This window comes from Vibrio sp. 1CM7H (assembly GCF_023161645.1).
GTDB lineage: Bacteria > Pseudomonadota > Gammaproteobacteria > Enterobacterales > Vibrionaceae > Vibrio > Vibrio diabolicus.
The window spans coordinates 29,821-55,131 of record NZ_JALNTV010000009.1 but is presented as its reverse complement, the minus strand read 5'-3'; the positions used below and the strand labels follow the sequence as shown (position 1 = coordinate 55,131).

The following is a 25,311-nucleotide window of genomic DNA, read 5'->3' as shown; positions in this document are numbered from 1 at the left end:
AAATGGAATAGGGAGGAAACACATGGAACGTGTTGGCATTATTCAAATGACATCGGGTCCTGATATCACTGCGAATCTGGACTTTATTGAAAAACAGTGTGCTTTGGCGAGTAAGCAAGGTGCCAAGCTTGTCCTTACCCCTGAAAATACGGTGCTGTTTGCCAACCGCGAAGCGTACCATCAACATGCAGAGCCACTTGGGAGTGGCATGATTCAACAGCGGCTCTCTGAAATCGCAAGAAAGAACCAGTTAACACTGATTGTCGGAAGCATGCCCATTCAAACCGCAAAAGGTGTCACGACCACAACGCTTGTATTGCCGCCGCACGGTAAATGCATTGCTCACTATGACAAACTGCATATGTTTGATGTCGACGTAGCCGATGGTTATGGTAGTTATCGTGAGTCGGATACGTTTATGGCGGGTAATCAAATAGTCGTGGCGGAAACCGATATCGGCAGCGTTGGATTGAGCATTTGTTACGATCTTCGTTTTCCTGAGCTTTATAAAGTATTACGCCAAGAAGGCGCGGATATCATTGTGGTGCCAGCTGCGTTTACCGCTGTGACGGGGCAAGCTCACTGGGAAGTATTATTGCGAGCTAGAGCGATTGAGACACAATGTTGGATTTTGGCGAGCGGACAAACTGGAACGCATCCATGTGGACGAAAAACATGGGGACACTCAATGGTCGTTGACCCTTGGGGACGTATTCATAAACAGCTTCAGGATGAAGTAGGCTTATTGGTGACAGAGATAGATTTGTCACAGAGCCAACAAGTAAGGCAGAATATGCCGCTGACTCAACACAGTCGCTTTCAAAATGAATTGAGACGGAAATAAAAGAGCTAACTATGAGCACAAACCAAATAGAACAGGCACTCCTTGCCCCAAATGGTCTGACAGAACAAGACATTGCTGACACGCTTGCCAGCATTGCGACGCGCCAGATCGATTATGCGGACATTTACTTTCAGTCCAGCTGGCATGAGTCTCTGGTTCTAGAAGACAGCATCATCAAAGATGGCTCTTTTAACATTGATTGTGGTGTTGGTGTCCGCGCCGTAACTGGCGAAAAAACAGGCTTTGCCTACTCTGATCAAATCCAGCCTGAAGGCCTGAAGCAGAGTGCAATGGCGGCGCGCGGTATTGCTCAGCAAGGGCAAAATGGCAAAGTTCATGCGTTTAAACGTACGGAGAACCAAGCGTACTACGCGGCTGTGAATCCACTAGCTGGGTGGGAAAAGCAGCAAAAAACAGAATTGCTCAAATCTCTAGATGCTTACATCCGCACTAAAGAACCATTGATTAAAGAAGTCTCGATCAGCATCAGCGGTGTGCATGAGCAGATGCTTGTTGCGGCAACAGACGGTACTTATGCAGGCGATATTCGTCCTTTGGTACGTTTGTCTATTAGCGTGCTCGCTCAAAAAGGTGAACGACGTGAACGAGGTAGCGCTGGTGGCGGTGGCCGTTTTGGTTACGATTTCTTTTTAACGGAAAGCAATGGTGTGAAACAAGCTTTCCATTATGCAGACGAAGCGATTCGCATGGCGTTGGTTAACCTTGAAGCAGAAGCCGCGCCAGCAGGCATGATGCCAGTGGTATTGGGCTCAGGTTGGCCAGGCGTATTGCTACATGAGGCGGTAGGTCATGGCTTAGAAGGTGACTTTAACCGTAAGGAATCTTCGGTTTTCTCTGGCAAAATGGGTCAACAAGTGACGTCTTCACTGTGTACCATTGTTGATGACGGTACATTAAAAGACCTTCGTGGTTCACTGAATGTGGATGATGAAGGGGTGAATGGCCAGTACAACACGCTTATCGAAAATGGTGTGCTGAAAGGTTACATGCAAGACAAGCTAAACGCGCGGTTAATGGGTGTGAACCCAACAGGTAACGGTCGTCGTGAGTCGTATGCACATTTGCCGATGCCGCGTATGACCAACACCTACATGCTTCCAGGTGAACATACGCCAGAAGAAATCATCTCGACGGTAGAAAAAGGGTTGTATGCGCCAAACTTTGGTGGCGGTCAGGTGGACATTACTTCGGGTAAGTTTGTGTTCTCCGCATCGGAAGCGTACTTGATTGAAAATGGCAAAATTACGCGCCCTGTTAAAGGTGCGACGTTGATTGGCTCTGGTATTGAAGCTATGCAGCAAGTATCAATGGTCGGCAACGACCTAAGTATCGACAAGGGCGTTGGCGTATGTGGTAAAGCAGGTCAAAGTGTGCCAGTTGGTGTTGGTCAGCCGACCTTGAAATTAGACTCACTGACGGTGGGTGGTACTGAGTAACTCATTCGAATCGTTATAAAAAGAGCGCTTATTAGAGCGCTCTTTTGTTTTTGTGAGTCGATGTCGACTACAGGTTCTCTTCGGCAAACTCTGCCAAGCGGCTACGAACCACGCCGTTAAGGTGAATATTCGCGCTGCCTTCAAAGTTCTTGAAGCGTTCAACCATGTAGGTCAAACCAGAGGTCACAGGGGTGAGGTAATGGGAGTCAATCTGCGCCAAGTTACCGGAGCAGACGATTTTGGTTCCTTCACCGCAGCGGGTGATGATGGTTTTGATTTGTGAAGCGGTGAGGTTTTGACACTCATCAAGCAGCACAAACGCATTTTGAATAGAACGGCCACGCATGAAGTTGATCGATTTAAACTGAATATTGGCTTTATCGCAGATGTACTTCAATGAGCCTTCAGTGCAGTGATCGTGTTTATGTAGCGCTTCCAAGGTATCGGTCACCGCCGCTAACCACGGCATCATTTTCTCCTCTTCTGAGCCGGGTAAGAAGCCGATGGATTCACCGATGTCTGGCGTGTTACGCGTCACGATAATTTTATCGAACATGCCTTTTTCAATGGTTTGCTCCAGTGCTGCTGCCATGGCTAATAGCGTTTTACCACTACCAGCGGCACCGGTTAAAATCACCAGGTCAATATCCGGGTCAAGTAAGGCATCCAACGCCATTCCTTGGTAGATGTTTTTTGGTGTGATGTCCCAAGCCTTACGGTGCATCATGCGTTCTCGGCTCAGGTCGAGTAGCGTTAATTTGTCTTCATTGATGGTTTCCACGCGGCCAGCAAAGTCGCTGTCTTCATCAATCACATATTGGTTAATAAAGGTTGGTTCAAAAGGTTCACGACTGAGCTTGTGATAGGTTTTTCCGCCCAGCGCATAACTTTCCACTTCCTCAATATCACTCCAGAAGTCCCCCTCACGCAGTTGAAAGCCTTTGGTGAGGTATTGAATGTCGTCAATCAGTTGATCGGTTCGATAGTCTTCAACAAAGCGTACGCCAGCGCCTTTGGCGCGCAAACGCATGTTAATGTCTTTCGTGATCAGTACCACTTCACGTGGTGCTCGTTTGTTTTGCAGATAAAGCACCGCATTGAGTATGCGGTTGTCACCGGCTTTGTCGGCGAAGGCTTTGACGGTTTCCTGCAGTTCGAAATCCGCCAAAATGGAAATGGTGCCTTGGTCGGGGCTGTCTTTAGAAACAGGAATACCTTCAGAAATTTCATCGGGTGCTGCTTCTTTAAACAAATCTTCCAAAGCGCGAATAGCCACGCGAGCGTCTCTTGCGACATCGCGTTTGCTGTCTTTGATTCGGTCGAGTTCTTCCAACACGGTCATGGGGATAACGACATCGTGTTCTTGGAAAGAGAAGATGGCAAAGGGTTCATGAAGAAGAATGTTGGTATCAAGTACAAACAGTTTCCGATCGGTATCGCCCATAGCGTCTCCTTGCCGTAATACGGCTCTGCATGCGAGTGGTTAGGTCGTTCTCAAATAGGTGTGAAGCGGCCTAACTCTGATTGCTTGCAATAGAGGTTGTCGGGCTGATGTCGGTTAGTGTGCAACCGAGTAGCAAGACAACTTACTGCAAACCCGTGTTGATCCTAATCGTGTACTAACGCGCTTAAATCATATGCAATGGTTTTAAACGCCCCTCACTAGAAGTATACGTAATATTTACGTTCTACAACTTAATAATTGGCATGAGTATTTTACAATTTGATTGCATTTATAGTTTGGGAAAAAAAGTTTCCGCTTGATGCGGTTTCGGCGTGACCTAAATCACAGCTTCAAGTAAGATTAGCGACCTTTTTCTGCGTATAGGCTACGTCCGATTTATCATGTTGAGCTGGCTTAAAAATACTCAGTTCATACTGGAATGACGAATGCTATCGGCATAGCAGAAGCCAGAATCAGATCTAAACTATTATCCATGCTTACGGGCATGAGTAGACCAACAAGAAACACGAATCAAGAACTAATAACGAGGTAGTCAATTCATGACATTTGCTTTGGGGCAGCGCTGGATTAGCGATACGGAAAGCGATTTAGGTTTAGGTACCGTTGTAGCAATGGATGCTCGTACTGTGACATTGATGTTTGCAGCGTCAGAGGAAAACCGAGTTTACGCACGTAACGATGCACCTGTTACCCGAGTCACTTTTAACGTTGGTGATGTCATCGACTGCCAAGAAGGTTGGTCTCTAAAAGTTGAAGAAGTACTGGAAGATGAAGGCCTATACACCTATTTCGGTACTCGTGAAGACACGCAAGAAACCGCCGTTGTTCTGCGTGAGATTTTTCTGAGCAACCAAATTCGTTTTAACAAACCTCAAGATAAGTTGTACGCCGGTCAAATCGACCGTATGGACAACTTTGTTCTGCGTTACCGTGCGTTAACCAACCAGTTTGAGCAGCATAAGAGCCCAATGCGTGGCCTATGTGGTATGCGTGCAGGTTTGATCCCTCATCAGCTTTACATCGCGCACGAAGTTGGCCGTCGTCACGCGCCACGCGTCTTGTTGGCGGATGAGGTAGGTTTGGGTAAAACCATCGAAGCGGGCATGATCATCCATCAGCAAGTTCTGTCTGGTCGTGCCGAACGCATTTTGATTGTGGTGCCTGAAACACTGCAGCATCAATGGCTGGTTGAGATGATGCGTCGTTTCAACCTGCATTTCTCTATCTTTGACGAAGAGCGTTGTATCGAAGCATTTGCGGATGCAGAAAACCCATTTGATACCCAGCAATACGTGCTGTGTTCTTTGGACTTCCTACGCAAGAGCCGCAAGCGTTTTGAACAAGCACTGGAAGGTGAATGGGACCTACTGGTTGTCGATGAAGCGCATCACCTTGAGTGGAGCCAAGATAAACCGAGCCGTGAATACCAAGTGGTGGAAGGCTTGGCTGAACGCACTCCGGGCGTATTGCTATTGACGGCAACGCCAGAACAGCTTGGTCGTGAAAGCCACTTTGCTCGTCTGCGTTTGCTGGATCCTGACCGTTTCTACGATTACGAAGCGTTCGTCGAGGAAGAAGAGCAATACGCGCCTGTAGCAGATGCGATTACTTCACTCTTCTCTGGTGAAAAACTGCCTGATGAAGCGAAAAACCAGATTACTGAATTGTTGTCTGAACAAGACGTAGAACCACTTTTCCGCATTATCGAAAGTGAAGCGGACGAAGAAGCGAAAGCGTCAGCGCGCCAAGAGTTGATCGACAACTTGATGGATCGTCATGGTACGGGACGTGTTCTGTTCCGTAATACACGTGCTGCTATCAAAGGCTTCCCTGCACGTAACGTGCACCTGATGCCAATGGATATTCCACCGCAATACACCACGTCAATGCGTGTTGCTGGGATGATCGGCGGTAAGATGAGTTCGGAAGCACGTGCAATGAAGAACCTTTACCCAGAAGAGATCTTCCAAGAATTTGAAGGCGATGATGCAAGCTGGTGGCAGTTTGACTCGCGCGTGAATTGGTTACTTGAAAAGGTAAAAGAGAAGCGCAGCGAGAAAATTCTGGTGATTGCCTCTCGTGCAAGTACGGCTCTGCAATTGGAGCAAGCGCTGCGTGAGCGTGAAGGCATTCGTGCGACCGTCTTCCATGAAGGTATGTCGATCCTTGAGCGTGACAAAGCAGCCGCTTACTTTGCGCAAGAAGAAGGTGGTGCACAGGTTCTTATCTGTAGTGAAATCGGCTCTGAAGGCCGCAACTTCCAGTTTGCCAACCAATTAGTCATGTTTGACTTGCCGTTCAACCCTGACTTGCTTGAGCAACGTATCGGTCGTTTGGACCGTATCGGCCAGAACCGCGACATCGACATTCATATTCCTTACCTGAAAGGTACCTCGCAAGCCATTCTTGCTCGCTGGTTTGATGAAGGTTTAAACGCTTTTGCAGAAACTTGCCCAACAGGCCGTGCCGTTTACGATAAGTACTCTGATGATCTGATTGAAATCCTTGCTTCTGGTGATACCAGCACGCTGGATGAGATCATTGAAGCGTCAGCAAAAATGAATAAAGAGCTGAAATCCCAATTGGAGCAAGGCCGTGATCGCTTGTTAGAAATGCATTCAAATGGCGGAGAAAAAGCTCAGCAAATCGTTGAGAAAATTGAATCAACCGACGGCGATACCAATTTGGTCACCTTCGCACTTTCTCTTTTCGATACGATTGGTTTGAACCAAGACGATAAAGGTGAAAACGCACTGATTGTGACCCCATCTGAGCACATGATGGTGCCAAGCTACCCAGGTCTGCCATACGAAGGAGCGACGATCACGTTTGATCGTGATACGGCTTTATCTCGTGAAGATATGCACTTTATCAGTTGGGAGCACCCAATGATCCAGGGTGGTATCGATCTTCTTATGAGTGAAGGGGTGGGGACGTCTGCGGTATCTCTACTGAAAAATAAAGCATTACCAGTCGGGACCATTCTTCTTGAGCTGATTTATGCGGTAGATGCGCAAGCGCCAAAACGCAGTGGTATCGCGCGCTTCTTACCGAAAACGCCAATCCGTTTGATGATGGACTCGCGTGGCAATGACTTGTCTGCTCAAGTGGAATTTGAAAGCTTTAACCGCCAGCTCAGCCCTGTAAACCGTCACTTAGGCAGCAAGTTGGTCACGTCGGTACAGAAAGACGTACACCGCTTGATCGAAGCGGGGGACAATCTTATCGAAGCGAAGGTTGAGGAAGTACGCAAGCAAGCTCATCAAGATATGCAGCATAGCTTGAATGCAGAACTTGAGCGTTTGCAAGCACTGAAAGCGGTAAACCCAAATATTCGTGACGAAGAAATTGAAGCCATTGATGCACAAATTAAGGAGCTCACTGGTTACATCAACCAAGCTCAAGTGCAGCTCGACTCGCTACGTTTGATTGTGGTAAGCCACAACTAAGTAAGTTTTTATTGCTCATTAAAAAAGGTCTTCAGTTGAAGACCTTTTTCTTTATTTGCGGTTTAGTTTCTTTATGCAGAATGCATTACTCACTCATAGCTACCTCATTTACATCAACCACTTCCACCAGATAAATACAGCCAAGAAGCCAAACAAGTAAATCAAACCGGCAATCGACAACCACTTCAATTTAGGTCCAACAGCCAAAGGTTCAGGTAACTCGGTTTTGCTCACTAATGTGTAATTTAGCAGAGCAAAGAATGGCGTGGTCATAAAGGCGAGGATCATCGCAAAGTTCAGCATAGGCAATAACGCAGAAGCCCAGAAAACCACAATACCTAATGCAAGTAAGGCGACCACCAGCATGATCGCTGAAGTGGTTTTAGGGTTAGTATCTGGTTGCGAGCGCAGTAGGCGTTGAGAATCCGAAATAACGCGCGAATAGCCATCAATAACGGTAATCGTGCTGCCAAAGATACAGAAAAACGCAATTACCGCGATCAAATAACGAGACCATTCGCCAATCGTCGCCGCATATAAGCCAACCAATTGATGGGAGAAGCCAACGCCTGAGCTTTCAAGCGCAACACCAGAGCCATAAAGCATCAAAGAGCCTAGCGATACAAAGATAATGGCAAGAAAAGCCGTGCCAATGTAACCGACATTAAAGTCAAATAGAGCAGAGCGGTATGTTACTTCTTGCTGGCTTGATTGGCGTTTTAACCATGCTGAGGTTAAACAGGAGATCTCTATCGGTGCTGGCATCCACCCCATTGTCACGACGATAAAACCAATTGCCGCAATAGACCAAGGTGACGGCGGCTCGAAGTTGGCCACTTGCTCAACAGGGTTACCAAAGGCGATAGAAACAGCGAGTAAAGTCGCGATGGTTAACACCGACATGATCACCTTAGATAGCGTATCGAGCGCTTTGTAATGGCCAGCAAATAATATGATCAGGCAGGTGATAATCACAATGATACTGAGTGATGCCATTGATAGTGAAAACGGAATGAAGTAGCCCAGCAAGCTAGCGCTAAACATCAACAAAGCAGCGGTATTGATTACTGCTGAGACCACGCTCAGAAATAGAAATAGCCATAGGTAAGTCCGACCTAATTTCGCGTAGCCCTCAACCAAGGTGAGCCCTGTCCCCATGGTGTACTGTACGCCCGCTCGGAAAAAAGGGTATTTAAACAGGTTTACGAGCAGAATCAGTGCAGCCAATTGCCAACCATAAATCGCACCAGCTTTGGTTGATGCGACGAGGTGAGAGCCACCGACCGCAGCAGATGCCATTAATATGCCGGGGCCTAGCGAACGAAAAAATAAGGAAAGTTTGGATTGGGGTTTATCTATAACGGCGGAGTCCATTGCTTATTGTCCTTTTTATCTTATGTATCTTTCTAAAGAGATACATACCGCAGTACATGACAAGCTGAGCGCTCGCCCTATACTGCGCAACGGTAATGTCTTTTAAATGCTGTGTTTTGATGTATTTATTTTAAGTATTCTTTGCGAATATCATGCTGTGTGCATCTAGCACTCTATTCAGTTATGCGTCTTGTTGTCAAACTAAATTTACAACGTGCTATTTTTAGTTTTTATGCTAAAGGATTGACTTTGTTTTATTGGTTTGAACTTTTCTTCATAACCCTGCATTTGGGTACTATTTAGTTATATAATCGCGGCGTTTTTATTTTGTAGAGATCTCCCATGGCAATGCTTGAATATACCCCTCCCACCGACCCTTGGGTCGATATCGTTTTTGAGGATGACGACATTCTGGCAGTGAATAAGCCATCTGGGTTACTGTCTGTTCCTGGTCGACTTGCAGAGCATTACGACAGCATGTGGAGCCGCCTCAAGGAAGTGCATCCAGAAATCCAAGTAGTGCATCGCTTGGATATGTCGACATCAGGGTTGATGTTGCTGGCGAAAAACAAACCTTCGGAGCGAGCATTAAAAAAGCAGTTCCAATATCGTCTCACCCACAAGGTGTATTACGCACGTGTTTGGGGGCATGTCGAGCCGCAAGAAGGGAATATTGACCTTCCATTAATTTGTGATTGGCCAAATCGTCCGCGACAAAAAGTATGCTTCGACGACGGCAAGCCATCTCAAACTTTATTCCAAGTGGTGAAGCGTGAAGTGCATCCAGATGGCACCCATACGACCGTTGTGCGGTTACTCCCCATTACTGGTCGATCGCATCAGTTGCGCGTACATTTGATGGCGATTGGTCATGCGATTATTGGTGATGAGTTTTATGCAACTGAAGAGGCGTATCAGTTTTCAGAGCGTTTAGAGTTGCACGCTGCGGAGCTAAGTTTTTATCACCCAGCTACGGATCAGTTGAGAAGTATTTTTGTACCCTGTGACTTTTATCCTGAAGCCGAGGCGATGATCTTTAACTATTTTTCGCCAGAGCGTACATTGCCTGATTATAAAACGTTGCCACACCCTTAATGCCAACCGCAGTCAACAATGGTTCTTTCTAGTTCGCTATTTCGTTACTGTGGTTGATGTATCCTGTCTTTCAGCCGTGAACAAGGAGTTGTTATGTCTTTGCCGACCATCGTATTTTTGGACCGAGCGACCATCCCAGAACACATTGAGGTCCCACGACCTAGCTTTCAGCACCACTGGCGTGAGTACGATTTAACCGCGCCAGAGCAGGTAATAGAAAGGTTAGCAGATGCAGATATCGTGATTAGCAATAAAGTCCTGCTTGACCAAAATGTATTAGAGCAACTACCACAATTGCGAATGATCGCGGTTGCCGCAACTGGTTTTAACAACGTCGATGTGGACTACTGTGCTAAGCAGGATATTGCGGTTGCCAATGTACGTGGTTACGCGACGCGTTCGGTGCCTGAGCACGTGATTGCGATGCTGTTTGCTTTACGCCGAAATTTATTTGGTTACCATCAAGATATTGCTGCTGGCGAATGGCAGCGTAATAAGCAGTTCTGCTTTTTTACGCACCCAATCGGGGATATAGGTGGTAGCACACTAGGTGTTATTGGCAGCGGCGCTTTAGGGCAAGCGACAGCACAGTTAGCTAATGCGCTAGGCATGCAGGTGATCTTTGCTGAGCGTAAAGGTGCACCGGAATGTCGACCTGGTTATGTACCGCTTGAGGAAGTGTTGAAACGTTCTGATGCGTTGACTTTGCACTGTCCGCTCAACGAGCATACTCAGAATTTAATTGGTCAAGCAGAGTTGCAACAAATGAAGTCCAACGCCATTCTAATTAATACGGGGCGTGGAGGCTTGGTTAATGAGGAAGCGCTGGTGGATGCCCTAAAGCAGGGAGAAATCGCTGCGGCTGGCTTTGATGTCTTTACCCAAGAACCAGCTGATGAGAGCAATCCGCTGATTGCCAATATGGGTTTACCTAATTTGTTACTTACACCGCATGTTGCATGGGGCAGCGACTCATCGATTCAACGTTTAGTGGAAATCTTGATTGAGAACATTAACGCTTTCGAGCGCGGAGAGCGTATTAATCGCTTGGTGTAACGCTGACATTTAAGTAAAAGATAAAAAAGCAGACATCATGTCTGCTTTTTTTCGTTAATTGAATGCTCGTTGGAATCGAACCGTCGAATTAAAACTCTTCTTCGTTCAGACCTTTTAGGATCTGGAAGATTTCGCGGTACGCTTTTGCTGGTTTCCCTGCTTTTTTCTCTTTGGCTGCTTGGCGAGCCAATTGGCGTAGACGCTGACGATCCGCCTCTGGGTACATTTCCATTACGTCATCAATGGCTTTGTCGCCTTCTTCCACCACGCGATCACGCAGAGCTTCAAGCTTGTGGAATACCGCCGTTAATTGAGAGTGCTTGTTACGAATCTTATCCAATGCCGCTTGGATTGGCTCTGGATCTTCATAACGCATCAACTTACCAATACGTTGTAATTGGCGACGACGTGCTTCGTTTTTAAAGCGTTGTGCGTCTGCAATTGCTTCTCGCAGGTCTTCGCTCAATGGAAACTTTTCTAGAACTGCAGGTTTGAGGCCGACAAGCTCCTCACCTAGCTTTTGCAGTTCTTCCATGTCTCGCTTCATCTCGGATTTGCTTACCCAGATGATCTCTTCTTCTGGTTCCCATGGCGCTTTTTGATTCTTACGTGCCATTTCAGTTGCCTGTGTTTTGATTAATATTATGACTATTTTAACAAGAATCGTGGGGAGAAAGCGAAATTCTTGTTATCCTATTGTTCATCAAAGACAAGATGTGAAAGACAATGGATATTAAACAGCAGGTTGCTGAGCAACGTACCGAGCTAGAGCAAGCCGTCGCAAGAGCCTTAAAGCTTGCATCGGCAAAATCTGACGCCGCCGAAGTCGCAATTACCAAAAGCACTGGTTTAAGTGTATCTACTCGCATGGGCGAGGTAGAAAATGTCGAGTTCAACAGCGATGGTGCGCTGGGCATTACCGTTTACCGAGGTCAACGTAAAGGCAGTGCTTCCACGTCTGATTTAAGTGAAGCTGCTATCGAGCAAACCGTTATTGCGGCGCTGGATATTGCGCATTACACATCTGAAGATCCATTTGCAGGGCCCGCAGCCAAAGAATACATGGTGCAAGAGATCCCTGAGCTTGATCTTTTCCACCCAGACGCCCCTGATCCCGATTATGCTGCCGATGTGGCGATCGCCGCTGAAAAAGAAGCGTTAAGTTATAACAGTGCAATCAAGCAAAGTGATGGCGCGAGTTATGATAGCCACTACGGTGTAAAAGTGTATGGTAACAGCCATGGCTTATTAGCAAGCTATGCGTCTAGCCGCCACAGTACCAGCTGTTGTGTGATTGGCGTTGGTCAAAATGGCGAAATGGAGCGTGATTACAGCTACACAGTGGCACGTCATCGCGATGACTTATGGACACCAGAAACAGTGGGTCGTAAGGCGGCAGAGAATACGATTAACCGCTTAGATGCGCAGCGCCTAAAGACAGGTAAATACCCAATCATGTTTGCTGCTGATGTTGCAACTGGCTTGATTGGTCACCTTGTTATGGCGATCAGCGGTGGTAACCTGTACCGTAAATCTTCTTTTCTACTTGATCATCTTGGTAAGCAAGTGCTTCCTGAGTGGTTCAATATCTCGGAGCGTCCACATGTATTACGTGGTTTGGCGTCAAGCCCCTTCGATAGCGAAGGCGTGTACACTCAAGATCGTGAGATCATCACTGACGGTGTGCTAGCGACTTACCTGTTAACCAGTTATGCCGCACGTAAAATGAAGATGGCGCCGACAGGTCACGCTGGTGGCATCCATAACTGGTACGTGAAATCGACTGGTCAAAACTTCGAACAAATGCTTAAAGAGCTCGGCACTGGTTTGCTAGTGACAGAAGTGATGGGGCAAGGCGTGAACGTGGTAACAGGTGATTACTCTCGCGGTGCTGCAGGCTTTTGGGTTGAGAACGGCGAAATCCAATACCCAGTATCGGAAATTACCATTGCTGGTAATCTAAAAGACATGTTCAATAAGATTGTTGCCGTAGGTAGCGACGTTGAAACGCGCTCGCAAATTCAAACGGGTTCAATCTTACTGGATGCGATGAAAGTTGCGGGTGAGTAAGCTTTCCTAATTCAGAATTAAAAAAGCCTGATGTGTTCATCAGGCTTTTTAGTTTTTGCAGTTAGGTAATCAGTATTGTGGCAAGCCCTAAGAATACTGATAAACCAATTACATCCGTTACGGTCGTTAACGCCATACCACCAGCTAAAGCTGGGTCGATGTTCATTTTCTTTAAGAGGATTGGAATCGTTACTCCGGCAACCCCAGCGACCAATAAGTTAGTCAGCATCGCGGCGGAAATGATTCCTCCTAGCATCCAGTTACCTTTCCAAGCGACAACAATGCCGCCAATAATCAGCGCCCACATGATGCCGTTGAGTAAACCGATCGAGGCTTCTTTCATCAACAGTTCTCGTTTGTTCGAGTCACCGATATGACCAAGAGCAAGACCACGAATCACTAGTGCGACGGTTTGGTTACCAGCGACACCACCCATGGAAGGAACAATCGTCATCAATACGGCAATGGCCGCCATCTGGTCTAGCGTGGCTTCAAACATGTTAGAAACAGAAGCGGCGGCGAGTGCGGCCAACACGTTGGCCCCAAGCCAGATACTGCGTTTGCGAGCTGATTTTACAACGGGTGCGAAGGTATCTTCGTCATCGTCCATACCTGCCATACTCATCATCGAGTGCTCGGCATCTTCACGGATAACGTCAACTACGTCATCGATAGTGATACGGCCAACGAGATGCTGATTCTCGTCTACGACAGGAGCAGAGACCCAGTTACGACGTTCGAACAGACTAGCAACATCTGAATCACTGGTATCGACAGTGATCGCTTCGTCAGCATCTTCCATGATGTCGACAATTTTGACATCAGGCTGGGTCGTGATCAGCAGAGTAATGGGTAGTTCACCAATCAGTTTGCTTTCTTCATCAATGACATAAAGTGCATCCGTTGCTTCTGGTAGTTCACCTTTCATACGCAGATAACGTAAAACCACGTCCACATCTACGTCACCACGAATCGTGATAACGTCGGTGTTCATCAGTCCACCTGCAGTGTCTTCTGGGTAGGACAGGGCGGTTTCGACACGCAGACGGTCAGAGGAGTCCATTTGCGACAGGACTTCGCGTGACAGGTTGTCTGGCAAGCTACGCAGCACATAAGCCACGTCATCGGTATCCATGCCTTCAGTCGCTTCTGCAAGCGCTTCTGGTGCCATTTTGGATACGAGACTATCTTTGACGTCTTCGTTCAGTTCGTCGAGGATTTCACCGTAGTCTTCAGGGTCGGTGAGTTGCCAGAGAACTTCACGGCTTTTTCGTGGAGAGGCTTCTAAAAGGTGAGCGATATCCTCAGGTTCCATGTCCTGTAACTGACGACGAACATGGACGAAGCGGCCATTTTCTAGCGCTTCTGTGACTTCTTGGAGGGCTTGGTGAGCTTGGTCGAATTCAATTTGCTCTGCCATTCATTCCTCCCAATTCCTGATATTTACAATGCGTTGAATAATAACTTAATTCTAGGCGCCTTTTAATAACAACTTATGATACTAAGCAAATTTATTTCTTGGAGCTGTGAGGGGAAGGAGAGTGAGAGGTAATAAAAAAGCGAGTAAATTACTCGCCTTCATCAAATTTATCTTCGATTAAGTGGCAAACGGCATCCAGTGCTTCTTCTGCTTGCTCACCCGCAGCGTGGATTGTGACGTACTGTCCTTGAGCAGACTCAAGCATTAATAAACCCATTACGCTGTCTGCTGTGGCGGTTTTGTCTTCTTCATTGTCGATAGTGATGACCGCTTCAAAGCTCTGGGCCAGTTCGACCAGTTTGACGGCTGCGCGAGCATGTAAGCCAAGGCGATTTTGAATCAATACTTTACGACTTAACTCCACAGCTACTCCTTAGTGTTTTTCTCTAGTGAGGTATGGCGAATTTGCACTTGGTGTCCTTTATTGGCGAAGTACTCACCGATTTGCTGAGTTAAGTACACCGAACGGTGTTTACCACCGGTACAACCTATTGCAACGGTCAAATAGCTGCGGTTGTTTTTCTCGAGCAGAGGTAACCAATTCTCTATAAAGTTTTCAATTTGGTATTTCAAACTTAACACCGATTGGTGCTGCTCCAAAAATGCGGCGATAGGGGCATCCAAACCCGTAAGTGGGCGCAACGCTGGTTCCCAATGTGGGTTGGGTAAGAAGCGAACGTCGAATACGTAATCGGCATCGGAAGGCAGGCCATATTTGAAGCCAAAAGACTCAAATACCATAACAAGCCCTTTGCGATCTCTGCCTTCAACACGCATACGCACGGTTTCACTCAACTCATGCAAAGATTGTCCGCTGCTGTTCAGTACAAGATCGGCATGTGCTTTAAGTGGCGTTAAAATTTCTTTCTCACGCTCGATGGCTTGGTCAAGAGAGAGAGAGGTGCCACCCAAAGATAAAGGGTGGATTCGGCGTGTTTCGCTGTAGCGTTTGAGTAGCGTTTCCTTATTGGCGTCCAAGAAAAGCACGGTCACATCAAGCTCTGTTTTCAACTGCTCCAGTGTACCAGTCAGTTCTTTTAGCTTTTTAGGGATATTGCGAATATCAATGCTTACCGCAACATTCTGCTTGCTGTCAGCAATAGAATGAACAAATGCGTCCAGCAAATTCACTGGGAGGTTATCAACACAGTAATAACCTAAGTCTTCCAGTACGCGCAGCGCAATACTCTTACCGGCACCTGAGTGCCCGCTAACCACGATTAGTCGCATGATGTCCGTCCTGCTTATTGGTGAATCATGATGTCGTAAAGTTCTTCATCACTCTGAGCATTGCGCAGTAGTTTCAATACTTGCTTATCGCTCAGACGTTCTGCCATAGAGGATAGAGTCTTGAGGTGCTCTTTGCACTGTTCTTCTGGTACAAGGAGCGCAAAAAGAAGGTCGACAGGTCGATTATCAATCGCATCGAATTCAATGGCTTCATCACATTGCAGCAAGACAGCAATAGCCTTGTCGCTCGATTGCATTCTAGCGTGTGGGATCGCAATACCGTTTCCGATACCAGTACTGCCCATTTTCTCTCTGTTGAGCATGCACTCGAACAGTTCGGTAGAATCTTGGCCCGTTTGATCAGCCACGATGCGGCTGATCATTTCAAGGGCGCGTTTTTTACTCGTGCAGTGGACCGCACTCTTGGTGCAGTCCAATGACAGTATTTCGCTCAGTTGCATGATTAATGACTGTTTAGTTTTTCTTTGTGCTTATTGAGTTGGCGAACCAATTTATCTACCAGCGAATCGATCGCGGCATACATATTTTCGTCATCAGCTGATGCGTGGATTTCGCCTTGATTTATATGAAGCGTAGCTTCCGCGATTTGAGTGATTTTTTCAACTTTTAGTACAACATGTACTTGATTGATATGGTCGAAGAACCTTTCGAGCTTCTGAAACTTAGAATTTACATAGTCTTGCATTGAATCGGTAAGATCAACGTGATGGCCTTGAATATTGATTTGCATAGACTTTCCTTTTCAGTTAGTGCCTTATAATAGGCGTTTACGCTGACTTGAAGGGGCAATTCCCAAGGATTCTCGATATTTGGCTATCGTACGTCTCGCGACCTGAATCCCTTGGTCAGCCAGAAGAGCAGCAATCTTGCTATCACTCAATGGCTTAGCAGTATTCTCTGCTGCGACCAGTTTTTTAATGAGTGCGCGAATTGCTGTTGACGAACATTCTCCGCCGTTGTCAGTACTAACATGGCTAGAGAAGAAGTACTTCAATTCAAAAATGCCACGTGGTGTATGCATAAATTTTTGTGTTGTTACACGAGAAATCGTGGATTCATGCATGTCCACTGCCAAGGCTACATCATTTAGTACCATTGGCTTCATGGCTTCCTCACCATACTCGAAGAAATCTTGTTGATGTTCAACAATACATCTTGCAACTTTGAGTAGCGTCTCGTTTCTACTCTCTAAGCTCTTAATTAACCATTTTGCCTCTTGCAAATTGCTGCGGATGTACTGGCTATCCGCGCTATTGCCTTTGCCTAATTGAGCATATTGTTGATTTACTTTTAATTTTGGAACGCTATCTGGGTTGATAGAAACGGTCCATTTGCCGTTGTCTTTAAAAACGGACACATCTGGAATTACGTACTCGGTATCATCCGGTGTGATACGGCTACCGGGACGAGGATCTAACTGCTGGATAAGTTTGAGGACTTCACGGAGATCGGCTTCTTTCAGCTTAGTCTCTTTGATGACGAGCTTGTAATCACGGTTCCCCAGGTGATCAATATGATCCGCAAGAATCATTTTGGCTTCAGCAAGCCACGGTGTGTCTTCTGGGAAAGTCGCTAGCTGTAGCAGTAGGCACTCTTGTAAGTTGCGTGATGCCACACCGAGCGGATCGAACTGCTGAATACGTTTACGAACGGCTTCTACTTCGTCTAACTCAATCTCTTCGTTATCGAAGCTCTCATGAATTTCTTCAGGAGATAGGGTTAGGTAACCGTAGTCGTCAACAGCGTCAATAATCGCTAATGCAATCGTACGATCGGTTTCACTGAATGGTGTCAGGTCAAGCTGCCACATTAGGTAGTCATGCAATGATTCCGTGGTTTCGCCTTGGTAGACGGGCATATCATCGTCAAGAGCTAAGCCAGTGCTACCGGTATTCGCGCTGTAGACGTCATCCCAAGTGGTATCGATTTCAAGTTCAGAGCTGATCTCTGACTTCTCAATTACGTCTGAACTGTCTGGAACGTCAATGTCTGCTGGTTCGTTAGCACTGTTGCTATCAGCAGCCTCGACCGCTGATTTATCTTCACCGTTTGCTAGAGGCTCATCTTGGCCTTCTTCAACTTCCAATAATGGGTTTGAATCCAAGGCTTCTTGGATTTCCTGTTGAAGATCGAGTGTCGACAGTTGCAGTAAGCGAATCGCTTGTTGCAACTGTGGCGTCATGGCTAACTGTTGACCTAGCTTAAGTTGTAATGAAGGTTTCATTCAGTGTTACTTACCTTGTAATGCTCAGAATCTTACCGTTCCTAATATAATCATAGACGGAATTGTTCGCCGAGATAAACTTGTTTCACCTGTTCATTATTGAGAACTTCTGCCGGAGTTCCCGATGCAATTAGGTGCCCTTGGCTTACGATATAGGCTTTTTCGCATACGTCCAGTGTTTCACGCACGTTATGGTCAGTGATTAACACTCCGAGGCCGCGATCGCGTAGATGCTCGATGATTTTCTTGATGTCATTAACCGAGATTGGGTCAACACCAGCGAAAGGTTCATCCAACAAAATGAATTGAGGGTTGGCTGCTAAAGCGCGAGCGATTTCCACTCTGCGTCGCTCACCCCCCGATAGTGCCATACCCGCACTGGTTCTGATGTGCTGAATGTGGAATTCTTCCAACAAATCTTCCAGCTTATCTTGGCGCTCTTCACGTGTCATTTCTTGACGAGTTTCGAGTACAGCCATGATGTTATCTTCTACCGACAGCTTACGGAAAATCGACGCTTCTTGCGGAAGGTAGCCAATCCCGAGACGCGAACGACTGTGCATCGGCAGAATACTGATGTCTTTATCATCAATGGTGATGGTGCCTTCATCTCGTGGCACTAAGCCGACAATCATATAAAACGAGGTGGTTTTACCTGCGCCGTTTGGGCCTAGCAGCCCAACAATCTGACCAGATTCAACTTCCAAGCTAACATCGGTTACGACTTTGCGCTTTTTGTAGCTTTTCGCCAAGTTTTTCGCACTCAGTACTGCCATATTAGTTCTCTATCTGATTGGGTTGCAAAATGGTCGTAACGCGCTCTTCCTTAGAGCTATCAGCGACTAGCTTTTGTTTACCAATTTGGTAACGAATCGAAGAACCTTTAATAGTGTTGTTGTCTTGTGCCAGTTGCGCTTGACCTTTCATGGTCAATTCGTCTGTAGAAATACGGTAATCCAGCTCCACAGCTTGACCACTCAGTGTCTTACCATCGTCCATCAGCTGAGAAAACTTCGCAGGTTTACCAAATGCTTGAATCTGTTTGATGGCTTCGGTTTTAGGATCGCGCGTTACTACGATTCTATCAGCATCGATATTGATGCTACCTTGCTTAAGAGATACATCGCCTTTAAAGATAACCTGGTTACTCTTCATATCCACCTGTTGGGTGTCAGAGTTAATGTAAACCGGTTGTTGAGTATCCGACTTAAGTGCCAGCGCTTGAGGCGCCGCCAATACCAGTGCCAGTAGGCTAAGGTGTAACGGTTTCATATCGACCTTGAACTTCGTCTGTCAGAGTTGCGGTATGCTGCTTTAAGTTGCCTTGCATTGCGCCTCCAGTAGTTTCAAATTGTGGCCCAACCAACATGACCTGTTGATCAGCTTTAAAATCACGATTGGTTAGATTAATGACTAACTTGTCTGTTGCCATGGTATCAAAACTCGCACCTGGCAGAAGATTTTGCATTAAGACCTTGTCATATAACGTTAAGACTTGGTCTTCATCTAACACGGCTCTTGTGGCCGTCACCTTCCATTCAATGACGCTACCTTCACGGTAAACCATCAAAGTCGGGTTATTAAAAATGGTATCTCCACTCTTAGCATAATGGTCTAAGTTCGTGGAGCGGATGATGTAACTGCGGACACCATCTTCACCATAGGTGATGTTTTCCAGTCCAGTACCACTGAACATGGGCAGTTCAGAATCTGGTGCTACTTGAATTGCGTCGTTGCCTTTTGGGGTCAGTAGGTAATAACCGCACCATGCGACAACGAAGATCAAGAGCAAATAAATAAGGCGAGTAAAACTCATATAATGAAGGCCTATCGTTTAGCTCAGTACTTCCCTGACCATTGCCTTTATTTGTGTAATAAATGATTTAAATGTTTGTGCTGATATTACATCACGCCAGCTTTTAGTAAATCGTGCATGTTCAGTGCACCCACAATTTTTTCGTCTTTACATAAAATCAGAGCGTTAATATTTTTATTCTGCATCAAGTTCAAGCCTTCAACCGCTAGCATATCAGGGTGCGCTGTGGTTGGATTTGTCGTCATGACTTCGCCAATCGCGGTCGTATGAATATCAATGCGTTTGTCTAAGGTGCGACGTAAATCACCATCGGTGAATATACCAAGCATAGCATCGTGCTCATCGACGATAGCGGTCATTCCTAGCCCTTTTTCTGAAATTTCAAGCAGGGCATCGCGAATCAATGCGTTTGGAGAAACTTTAGGTAGCGCTTCTCCAAAGTGCATAATATCAGACAACTTAAGCAGCAGTTTTCTCCCTAACGCGCCACCTGGATGAGATAGAGCAAAATCTTCGGCAGAAAAACCACGCGCTTGGAGTAGGGCTACGGCTAATGCGTCTCCCATTACTAATGTGGCCGTGGTACTGCTGGTCGGTGCCAACCCTAGCGGGCAAGCTTCTTGAGGTACCGTAATTTGTAGGTGCAAGTCAGACAGTTTTGCCATATTGGATTCTGGCTTGCCTGTCATACTAATTATCTTGATGTTCAGGCGTTTTAATACCGGAAATAGAGACAGAATTTCGTTTGACTCACCAGAGTTAGAAATTGCGAGCACAATATCTCCAGGGCTGATCATGCCCAAGTCGCCATGTGCTGCTTCGCCAGGGTGAACGAAAAACGCAGAAGTCCCCGTGCTTGCCAGAGTCGCAGCAATCTTGTTACCAATGTGGCCTGACTTGCCAATACCCATAACGACTACTTTGCCGCTGTTGGAAAGGATCAGTTCGCACGCTTTCTCAAATTGATCATCAAAGTAGGTATCCAGCTCTTGCAGAGCAGCAACTTCGATATCAAGAACTTGTTTAGCAGCAGCGCGAAAATCAAATTGATTGGACATATCAGTTCTCTACTTATTTATCGTGGTAATTAAGCGGCCATGTTTGCGAATAAGTACACTTGATAACCTAGGAAGCATGCAAACAAGATTGCACCTTCAATACGGTTAATACTGCGTGATTTACCCAAACACATCGCGACAAGTAACAGTGAAACGCCTAACATGACCCAGAAGTCACGTCCCATCGCGTACTCACTCAGTACCGATGGATTAATGATGCCAGGAATGCCCATTACGGCCAGAATATTAAACACATTCGAGCCAATAATGTTACCGACGGCCATGTCGTCTTCACCTTTTAAAACACCAGCAAGCGATGCTGCGAGCTCAGGTAGACTAGTGCCGATGGCAATGATAGTCAGACCGATGACAAGATCGCTCATGCCAAAATACTTCGCAATAATCACCGCGTTATCCACTAGCATGCTTGCTGCCAAAGGAAGCAGTATCAGGCCAATAACCACCCACATGATCGCTTTAGGGTTGCTGACGCCTTCTGGGATCTCTGACTCTTGGTCATCAAGAAAAACATCACCTGATTTTTGTTCTTTGCGGCTGATCTGCAACATAGCAAATAAAAATGCCCCAAAGAGTACAAACAATAAGACACCTTCATAAAAACCGAGATGGCTATTCCAAAGCAGAATACCGGCGAGTACTGTTACTGCAATCATTAATGGCAGTTCCCGGCGGATGACCGCGGAGCTAATCGACAGAGGCTTGATGAGTGCTGTAATACCTAGGATTAACGCGATGTTCGCGATGTTTGAGCCTAAAACGTTACCCACGGCAGTATCGGTTTTTCCGTCCCAGGCTGCGGTTGCAGAAACCATCATCTCTGGCGCAGAAGAGCCCATCGCAAGGATGGTCATGCCGATGACAAGAGGTGAAATACCGACGTTGCGGGCTATCGCTGCAGAACCAAAAACAAGTTTATCTGCACTCCATACGAGCAAAACAAGACCGACTATAAGCAACGCTACGGCTTCGAGCATGAGAATTCCTAAGTATTAAATAAGTAAAATGAATAACCGCTAATTTTGACCTTTTGCGGCCTAAAATGGAAGATAAACGACGAATAAATTAAAGGTTAGTAACGAAAATGTATGCAAATGTCGTTCATTTAAATCAGCAATTCTTGTCTAGGATTTAAACACTTTGCGCTGATTTGATCGTAATCCACAAAAAATTGCAGGTATATACTCGACTTTATTTAATTGAACAGTGCTTTAAATTCAAAGCCAATGTGCTTATGATTGCAGCCTAATAAATGTACCGACGTTACTTTATTAAACGTGAAATTCAACTCCGTTGTGTGTCTGGTTGATGATGCCGTGAGTTGCAACGCTCCGACAGTAGAAGAGATGATATGTCGAACAACGATTTAGTCACCGTGAACAACCTCACTTTTTCACGGGGAGAGCGCAAGATCTTTGATGGTATTGATCTGCATGTTCCTGAGGGCAAAGTGACGGCCATTATGGGACCATCGGGAATTGGTAAAACAACACTGCTGCGTTTAATTGGTGGTCAGTTGTATCCCGAGCAAGGAGAGATCTGGTTTGATGGCGACAATATTCCCTCTCTCTCGCGTAAAAAACTCTACCATGCTCGAAAGAAAATGAGCATGTTGTTTCAATCAGGAGCTTTATTCACTGATTTGAATGTCTTTGATAACGTTGCCTTCCCATTGCGAGAGCATACGAATTTATCTGAAGAGCTAATTCGTACCATGGTGCTGCTTAAGCTTGAAGCCGTCGGTTTACGCGGCGCGGCACAATTGATGCCAAGCGAGCTATCGGGTGGCATGGCTAGACGCGCTGCGTTGGCGCGTGCGATCGCCCTGGATCCTGATTTAATCATGTACGATGAACCATTTGTCGGACAAGACCCAATCACCATGGGTGTCTTGGTTGAGCTCATTAGTAATCTAAATCAAGCGTTAGGTTTAACTTCTATAGTCGTTTCTCACGACGTGCCTGAAGTGATGAGTATTGCCGATTGGGTTTATCTGATGGCCGATGGCAAAATTATCGCTTTTGGCACACCAGAAGAGCTTAATCAGAATCCTGACCCTCGCGTTCAGCAGTTCTTACAAGGTGATGCAGATGGTCCTGTACCGTTTCGCTTCCCTTCTCAAAGTATCGAAAAGGACTTATTTGATGGTCGATAACTTTATGCATTTTGTCGCCTCACTAGGTAGACGAACGCTCTCCATCTGCGGAGCATTTGGTCGTGCGACTTTCATGCTGATTGGGGCACTGTTTACTAAGCCACAACCGCTCAAAAGCTTTCCTCTGCTCGTTAAACAACTTTATTCCGTAGGCGTCCAGTCTCTGGCGATTATCGTCGTATCTGGGTTGTTCATTGGTATGGTCTTGAGCCTACAAGGCTATGTTGTGCTGGTGGATTACGGCGCAGAGGGCAGTTTGGGTCAAATGGTGGCGCTCTCATTGCTACGTGAATTAGGGCCCGTTGTCACTGCACTTCTGTTTGCTGGTCGTGCAGGCTCTGCGTTAACTGCAGAGATAGGTTTGATGAAAGCGACGGAGCAACTCTCTAGCCTTGAAATGATGGCGGTAGATCCTTTGAAAAGAGTGATCGCGCCACGTTTTTGGGCTGGTGCTATTTCAATGCCATTACTGGCTATGATTTTCATGGCGGTGGGTATTTGGGGCGCCCAGCTTGTTGGTGTTGACTGGAAAGGTGTTGACCATGGCAGTTTTTGGTCAGCGATGCAGTCCTCAGTTGAACTAGGACAGGATATTGGTAACAGTATGATCAAGTGCTTTGCGTTTGCAATTACGGTTACTTGGGTTGCTCTATTTAATGGTTATGATGCTATTCCAACTTCGGAAGGGATCAGCCGAGCAACTACGCGCACTGTTGTGCATTCTTCTTTAGCAGTACTAGGACTAGACTTTGTACTGACCGCATTGATGTTTGGGAATTAATCATGCAACAAACACGTAAAACTGAATTATGGGTTGGCAGCTTTGTATTAGCGGGAATTTGCGCGATTCTTGTGATGATTTTTCAAGTTGCTGACGTAAAAAGCATTGGCTCTGGTGATACTTACACCCTCAAAGCTGAGTTCGATAATATTGGTAGTTTAAAAGTTCGCTCGCCAGTAAAAGTGGGTGGGGTTGTGATTGGCCGGGTAAGCAATATTTCGCTTAACCCAGATAACTTATTACCTGTTGTAACTCTATCGATCAATAGCAAATACAATCAATTCCCAGAAACGTCGAGCGTACAAATTTTGACGTCTGGCTTGATTGGTGAGCAATACATTGGTTTAGTACCAGGCTTTGTTTTTGACGATGAAGTCATGCTGGTCGATGGCGATACCATCGAAGACACCAAATCAGCGCTCGTGCTTGAAGACTTAATTGGTCAAGTGCTTTACAGCGTAGGTGGTTCAGACGATTCAAGTAAGGAATAACTATGTTAGCGAGATTATTACTTTCAGTTTGTGCTGTGTTTAGCGCGTTTGGTACAAGTGCAGCAGAAGTGGATAAAACTGAACCTTATAAGATGATGAAACAAGTGGCTGAAGTCACGTTCGAAAGATTAAAAGCCGAGCAGCCGAAAATCAAACAAGACCCAGATTTACTTAAGGTGATTGTTGAAGAAGAGCTAATGCCTTACGTCAACTACCGCTATGCTGGGTTAAAGCTCCTAGGTCCAAACCTAAAAGGAGCGAAACGTGAAGACGTACTTGAGTTTACCGATGCATTTCGCGCGTACTTAATTGCTTCTTATGCCCAAGTGCTAACGCAATACAGTGACCAAAAAATTGAATTTGGTCCTGAGCCTAGCATTGATGACTCTAAGCGTATCACCAGTATTAAAGTTGATATCATCGATACGCCGCGTCCAAACATCAAGCTAGAGTTCAAATTGCGTAAAGACAACAAATCTGGTGAGTGGGAAGCGTTCGATATGATTGCGGAAGGCATCAGTTTACTCTCTAGTAAACAGTCAGAATGGAATAGCAAAATTCGTCAAGAAGGCATTCTATCTGTCGCGAAAGATCTAGAAAAATTAGCTGCGGAACCGGTTCGCTTTGAGGCGAAGAAATAATGGCCCAGACTCCCGCTCAGTGGCAATTAGATCAAAACATTCTTAAGCTAACAGGGGCACTTGATCGAGATACAGTGCCCTCATTGTGGGCGTATGCTCAGCAATGGCAACCAGCTCAAGCTGAGCTGGAATGCTCGTTAAAAGAGATAGAGCGCGTCGACTCTGCAGGAATGGTGATGTTAATCCACTTATTAGAGCATGCAAAAAAGCAAAACTGTCATATAATGCTCAGTTTCGTGCCGGCGCAACTGCGCACTTTGTTTCAACTGAGCAATGTTGAATCTTTAGTGGCCAAACACATACAGAATTATCAGGGGTAAATTGTGGATAGCGCAAAAGTACAACAGTTATTAGAAGAAGCACTAAACCTTCAAGAAGTGCATGTAAAAGGTGAAGGTAGCCACTATGAGGTGGTTGCTGTTGATGCTTGTTTCGATGGAATGAGCCGCGTTAAGAAGCAGCAGTTAATTTATGGTCCTCTGATGGAATACATCCAGCGTAACGACATTCACGCATTATCAATTAAAGCGTTCACACCAGAAGAGTGGGCTCGTGATAAGAAACTGATGTCGCTTTAAGGTTTATT

General features: G+C 46.0%; 26 protein-coding genes. 12 read left to right on the top strand and 14 right to left on the bottom strand.

All coding sequences use genetic code 11. From position 1 onward, the window contains the following. Nucleotides 1-22: 22 nt before the first annotated feature. Nucleotides 23-844 carry a carbon-nitrogen hydrolase family protein gene (locus MSG33_RS20865; protein WP_104969835.1) on the top strand — a complete coding sequence of 274 codons (822 nt, stop codon included), beginning with the start codon at nt 23-25 and terminating at the stop codon, nt 842-844. Between the two features lie 11 nt (nt 845-855). Further along, nucleotides 856-2,301, top strand: a complete 1,446-nt coding sequence (gene tldD / locus MSG33_RS20860) for a metalloprotease TldD (protein ID WP_085344286.1) — start codon at nt 856-858, stop codon at nt 2,299-2,301. 67 nt (nt 2,302-2,368) lie between these two features. Here tldD and MSG33_RS20855 read toward each other — a convergent pair whose 3' ends face one another. After that, nucleotides 2,369-3,745: a PhoH family protein gene (locus tag MSG33_RS20855; RefSeq protein ID WP_248381982.1), complete on the bottom strand. Its 1,377-nt coding sequence runs from the start codon at nt 3,743-3,745 to the stop codon at nt 2,369-2,371. A 560-nt stretch (nt 3,746-4,305) separates the two neighbouring features. On the opposite strand from MSG33_RS20855, the gene rapA reads away from it, so the two are divergent. After that, nucleotides 4,306-7,215 (top strand): RNA polymerase-associated protein RapA, encoded by a 2,910-nt coding sequence (gene rapA / locus MSG33_RS20850; protein WP_006742347.1) that lies wholly within the window; start codon nt 4,306-4,308, stop codon nt 7,213-7,215. Between the two features lie 108 nt (nt 7,216-7,323). Here rapA and MSG33_RS20845 read toward each other — a convergent pair whose 3' ends face one another. Beyond that, nucleotides 7,324-8,589 carry a divalent metal cation transporter gene (locus MSG33_RS20845; RefSeq protein WP_248381980.1) on the bottom strand — a complete coding sequence of 422 codons (1,266 nt, stop codon included), beginning with the start codon at nt 8,587-8,589 and terminating at the stop codon, nt 7,324-7,326. A gap of 342 nt (nt 8,590-8,931) precedes the next feature. Between MSG33_RS20845 and MSG33_RS20840 the strand changes: the two genes are divergently transcribed. Both MSG33_RS20840 and MSG33_RS20835 read left to right on the top strand, forming a co-directional pair. Continuing rightward, nucleotides 8,932-9,684, top strand: coding sequence for a pseudouridine synthase (locus MSG33_RS20840; RefSeq protein WP_248381978.1), 753 nt, complete (start codon nt 8,932-8,934; stop codon nt 9,682-9,684). Nucleotides 9,685-9,777: 93 nt separating this feature from the next. Then, nucleotides 9,778-10,740, top strand: a complete 963-nt coding sequence (locus MSG33_RS20835) for a D-2-hydroxyacid dehydrogenase (protein WP_248381976.1) — start codon at nt 9,778-9,780, stop codon at nt 10,738-10,740. Between the two features lie 88 nt (nt 10,741-10,828). On the opposite strand, the gene yjgA is transcribed toward MSG33_RS20835, so the two are convergent. Then, entirely contained in the window at nt 10,829-11,356 is a 528-nt protein-coding gene (gene yjgA / locus MSG33_RS20830) for a ribosome biogenesis factor YjgA (RefSeq protein ID WP_005396253.1), read from the bottom strand. 110 nt (nt 11,357-11,466) lie between these two features. Here yjgA and pmbA point away from each other — a divergent pair, with 110 nt between their 5' ends. Continuing rightward, nucleotides 11,467-12,810, top strand: a complete 1,344-nt coding sequence (gene pmbA, locus MSG33_RS20825; protein WP_006742351.1) for a metalloprotease PmbA — start codon at nt 11,467-11,469, stop codon at nt 12,808-12,810. Between the two features lie 61 nt (nt 12,811-12,871). Here pmbA and mgtE read toward each other — a convergent pair whose 3' ends face one another. From mgtE to MSG33_RS20770, 11 genes are all read right to left on the bottom strand, one after another. Then, complete coding sequence (gene mgtE, locus MSG33_RS20820; RefSeq protein WP_006742352.1) at nt 12,872-14,230, bottom strand: magnesium transporter; 1,359 nt, start codon at nt 14,228-14,230, stop codon at nt 12,872-12,874. A gap of 148 nt (nt 14,231-14,378) precedes the next feature. Then, nucleotides 14,379-14,654, bottom strand: a complete 276-nt coding sequence (locus tag MSG33_RS20815; RefSeq protein WP_005396244.1) for an HPr family phosphocarrier protein — start codon at nt 14,652-14,654, stop codon at nt 14,379-14,381. Between the two features lie 2 nt (nt 14,655-14,656). Continuing rightward, nucleotides 14,657-15,520 carry an RNase adapter RapZ gene (gene rapZ / locus MSG33_RS20810; RefSeq protein WP_085344291.1) on the bottom strand — a complete coding sequence of 288 codons (864 nt, stop codon included), beginning with the start codon at nt 15,518-15,520 and terminating at the stop codon, nt 14,657-14,659. A 14-nt stretch (nt 15,521-15,534) separates the two neighbouring features. Next, nucleotides 15,535-15,981 carry a PTS IIA-like nitrogen regulatory protein PtsN gene (gene ptsN, locus MSG33_RS20805; protein ID WP_005381116.1) on the bottom strand — a complete coding sequence of 149 codons (447 nt, stop codon included), beginning with the start codon at nt 15,979-15,981 and terminating at the stop codon, nt 15,535-15,537. 2 nt (nt 15,982-15,983) lie between these two features. Next, nucleotides 15,984-16,271, bottom strand: a complete 288-nt coding sequence (gene hpf / locus MSG33_RS20800) for a ribosome hibernation promoting factor (RefSeq protein WP_005381114.1) — start codon at nt 16,269-16,271, stop codon at nt 15,984-15,986. Between the two features lie 24 nt (nt 16,272-16,295). Beyond that, nucleotides 16,296-17,765, bottom strand: a complete 1,470-nt coding sequence (locus MSG33_RS20795; RefSeq protein WP_005396241.1) for an RNA polymerase factor sigma-54 — start codon at nt 17,763-17,765, stop codon at nt 16,296-16,298. A gap of 50 nt (nt 17,766-17,815) precedes the next feature. Then, nucleotides 17,816-18,541 (bottom strand): LPS export ABC transporter ATP-binding protein, encoded by a 726-nt coding sequence (gene lptB, locus MSG33_RS20790; RefSeq protein WP_005396240.1) that lies wholly within the window; start codon nt 18,539-18,541, stop codon nt 17,816-17,818. A 1-nt stretch (nt 18,542) separates the two neighbouring features. After that, entirely contained in the window at nt 18,543-19,037 is a 495-nt protein-coding gene (lptA, locus tag MSG33_RS20785; protein ID WP_005396239.1) for a lipopolysaccharide transport periplasmic protein LptA, read from the bottom strand. Beyond that, nucleotides 19,018-19,581 carry an LPS export ABC transporter periplasmic protein LptC gene (gene lptC / locus MSG33_RS20780; protein WP_005396238.1) on the bottom strand — a complete coding sequence of 188 codons (564 nt, stop codon included), beginning with the start codon at nt 19,579-19,581 and terminating at the stop codon, nt 19,018-19,020. The genes lptA and lptC overlap by 20 nt, the downstream gene beginning before the upstream one ends. 86 nt (nt 19,582-19,667) lie before the next feature. Further along, nucleotides 19,668-20,639: an arabinose-5-phosphate isomerase KdsD gene (gene kdsD / locus MSG33_RS20775; protein WP_005396237.1), complete on the bottom strand. Its 972-nt coding sequence runs from the start codon at nt 20,637-20,639 to the stop codon at nt 19,668-19,670. Nucleotides 20,640-20,668: 29 nt separating this feature from the next. Continuing rightward, a complete protein-coding gene (locus MSG33_RS20770) occupies nt 20,669-21,634 on the bottom strand; it encodes a calcium/sodium antiporter (RefSeq protein WP_005396236.1) in 966 nt (321 codons plus the stop codon). 374 nt (nt 21,635-22,008) lie between these two features. Between MSG33_RS20770 and mlaF the strand changes: the two genes are divergently transcribed. From mlaF to ibaG, 6 genes are read left to right on the top strand one after another with little or no spacing between them, the layout of a single operon-like run. Further along, nucleotides 22,009-22,812, top strand: coding sequence for a phospholipid ABC transporter ATP-binding protein MlaF (gene mlaF, locus MSG33_RS20765; RefSeq protein WP_005396235.1), 804 nt, complete (start codon nt 22,009-22,011; stop codon nt 22,810-22,812). Continuing rightward, nucleotides 22,802-23,593 (top strand): lipid asymmetry maintenance ABC transporter permease subunit MlaE, encoded by a 792-nt coding sequence (mlaE, locus tag MSG33_RS20760; protein WP_005396234.1) that lies wholly within the window; start codon nt 22,802-22,804, stop codon nt 23,591-23,593. The genes mlaF and mlaE overlap by 11 nt, the downstream gene beginning before the upstream one ends. A 2-nt stretch (nt 23,594-23,595) precedes the next feature. After that, on the top strand, nt 23,596-24,084 hold the full coding sequence (mlaD, locus tag MSG33_RS20755; RefSeq protein ID WP_012841383.1) for an outer membrane lipid asymmetry maintenance protein MlaD: 489 nt from the start codon (nt 23,596-23,598) through the stop codon (nt 24,082-24,084). Nucleotides 24,085-24,086: 2 nt separating this feature from the next. After that, nucleotides 24,087-24,725 (top strand): phospholipid-binding protein MlaC, encoded by a 639-nt coding sequence (gene mlaC, locus MSG33_RS20750; RefSeq protein ID WP_248381974.1) that lies wholly within the window; start codon nt 24,087-24,089, stop codon nt 24,723-24,725. Continuing rightward, nucleotides 24,725-25,045: a lipid asymmetry maintenance protein MlaB gene (locus MSG33_RS20745; protein WP_005396231.1), complete on the top strand. Its 321-nt coding sequence runs from the start codon at nt 24,725-24,727 to the stop codon at nt 25,043-25,045. The genes mlaC and MSG33_RS20745 overlap by 1 nt, the downstream gene beginning before the upstream one ends. Nucleotides 25,046-25,048: 3 nt before the next feature. After that, nucleotides 25,049-25,303, top strand: a complete 255-nt coding sequence (gene ibaG, locus MSG33_RS20740; RefSeq protein ID WP_005396230.1) for a BolA family iron metabolism protein IbaG — start codon at nt 25,049-25,051, stop codon at nt 25,301-25,303. Nucleotides 25,304-25,311 lie beyond the last annotated feature (8 nt).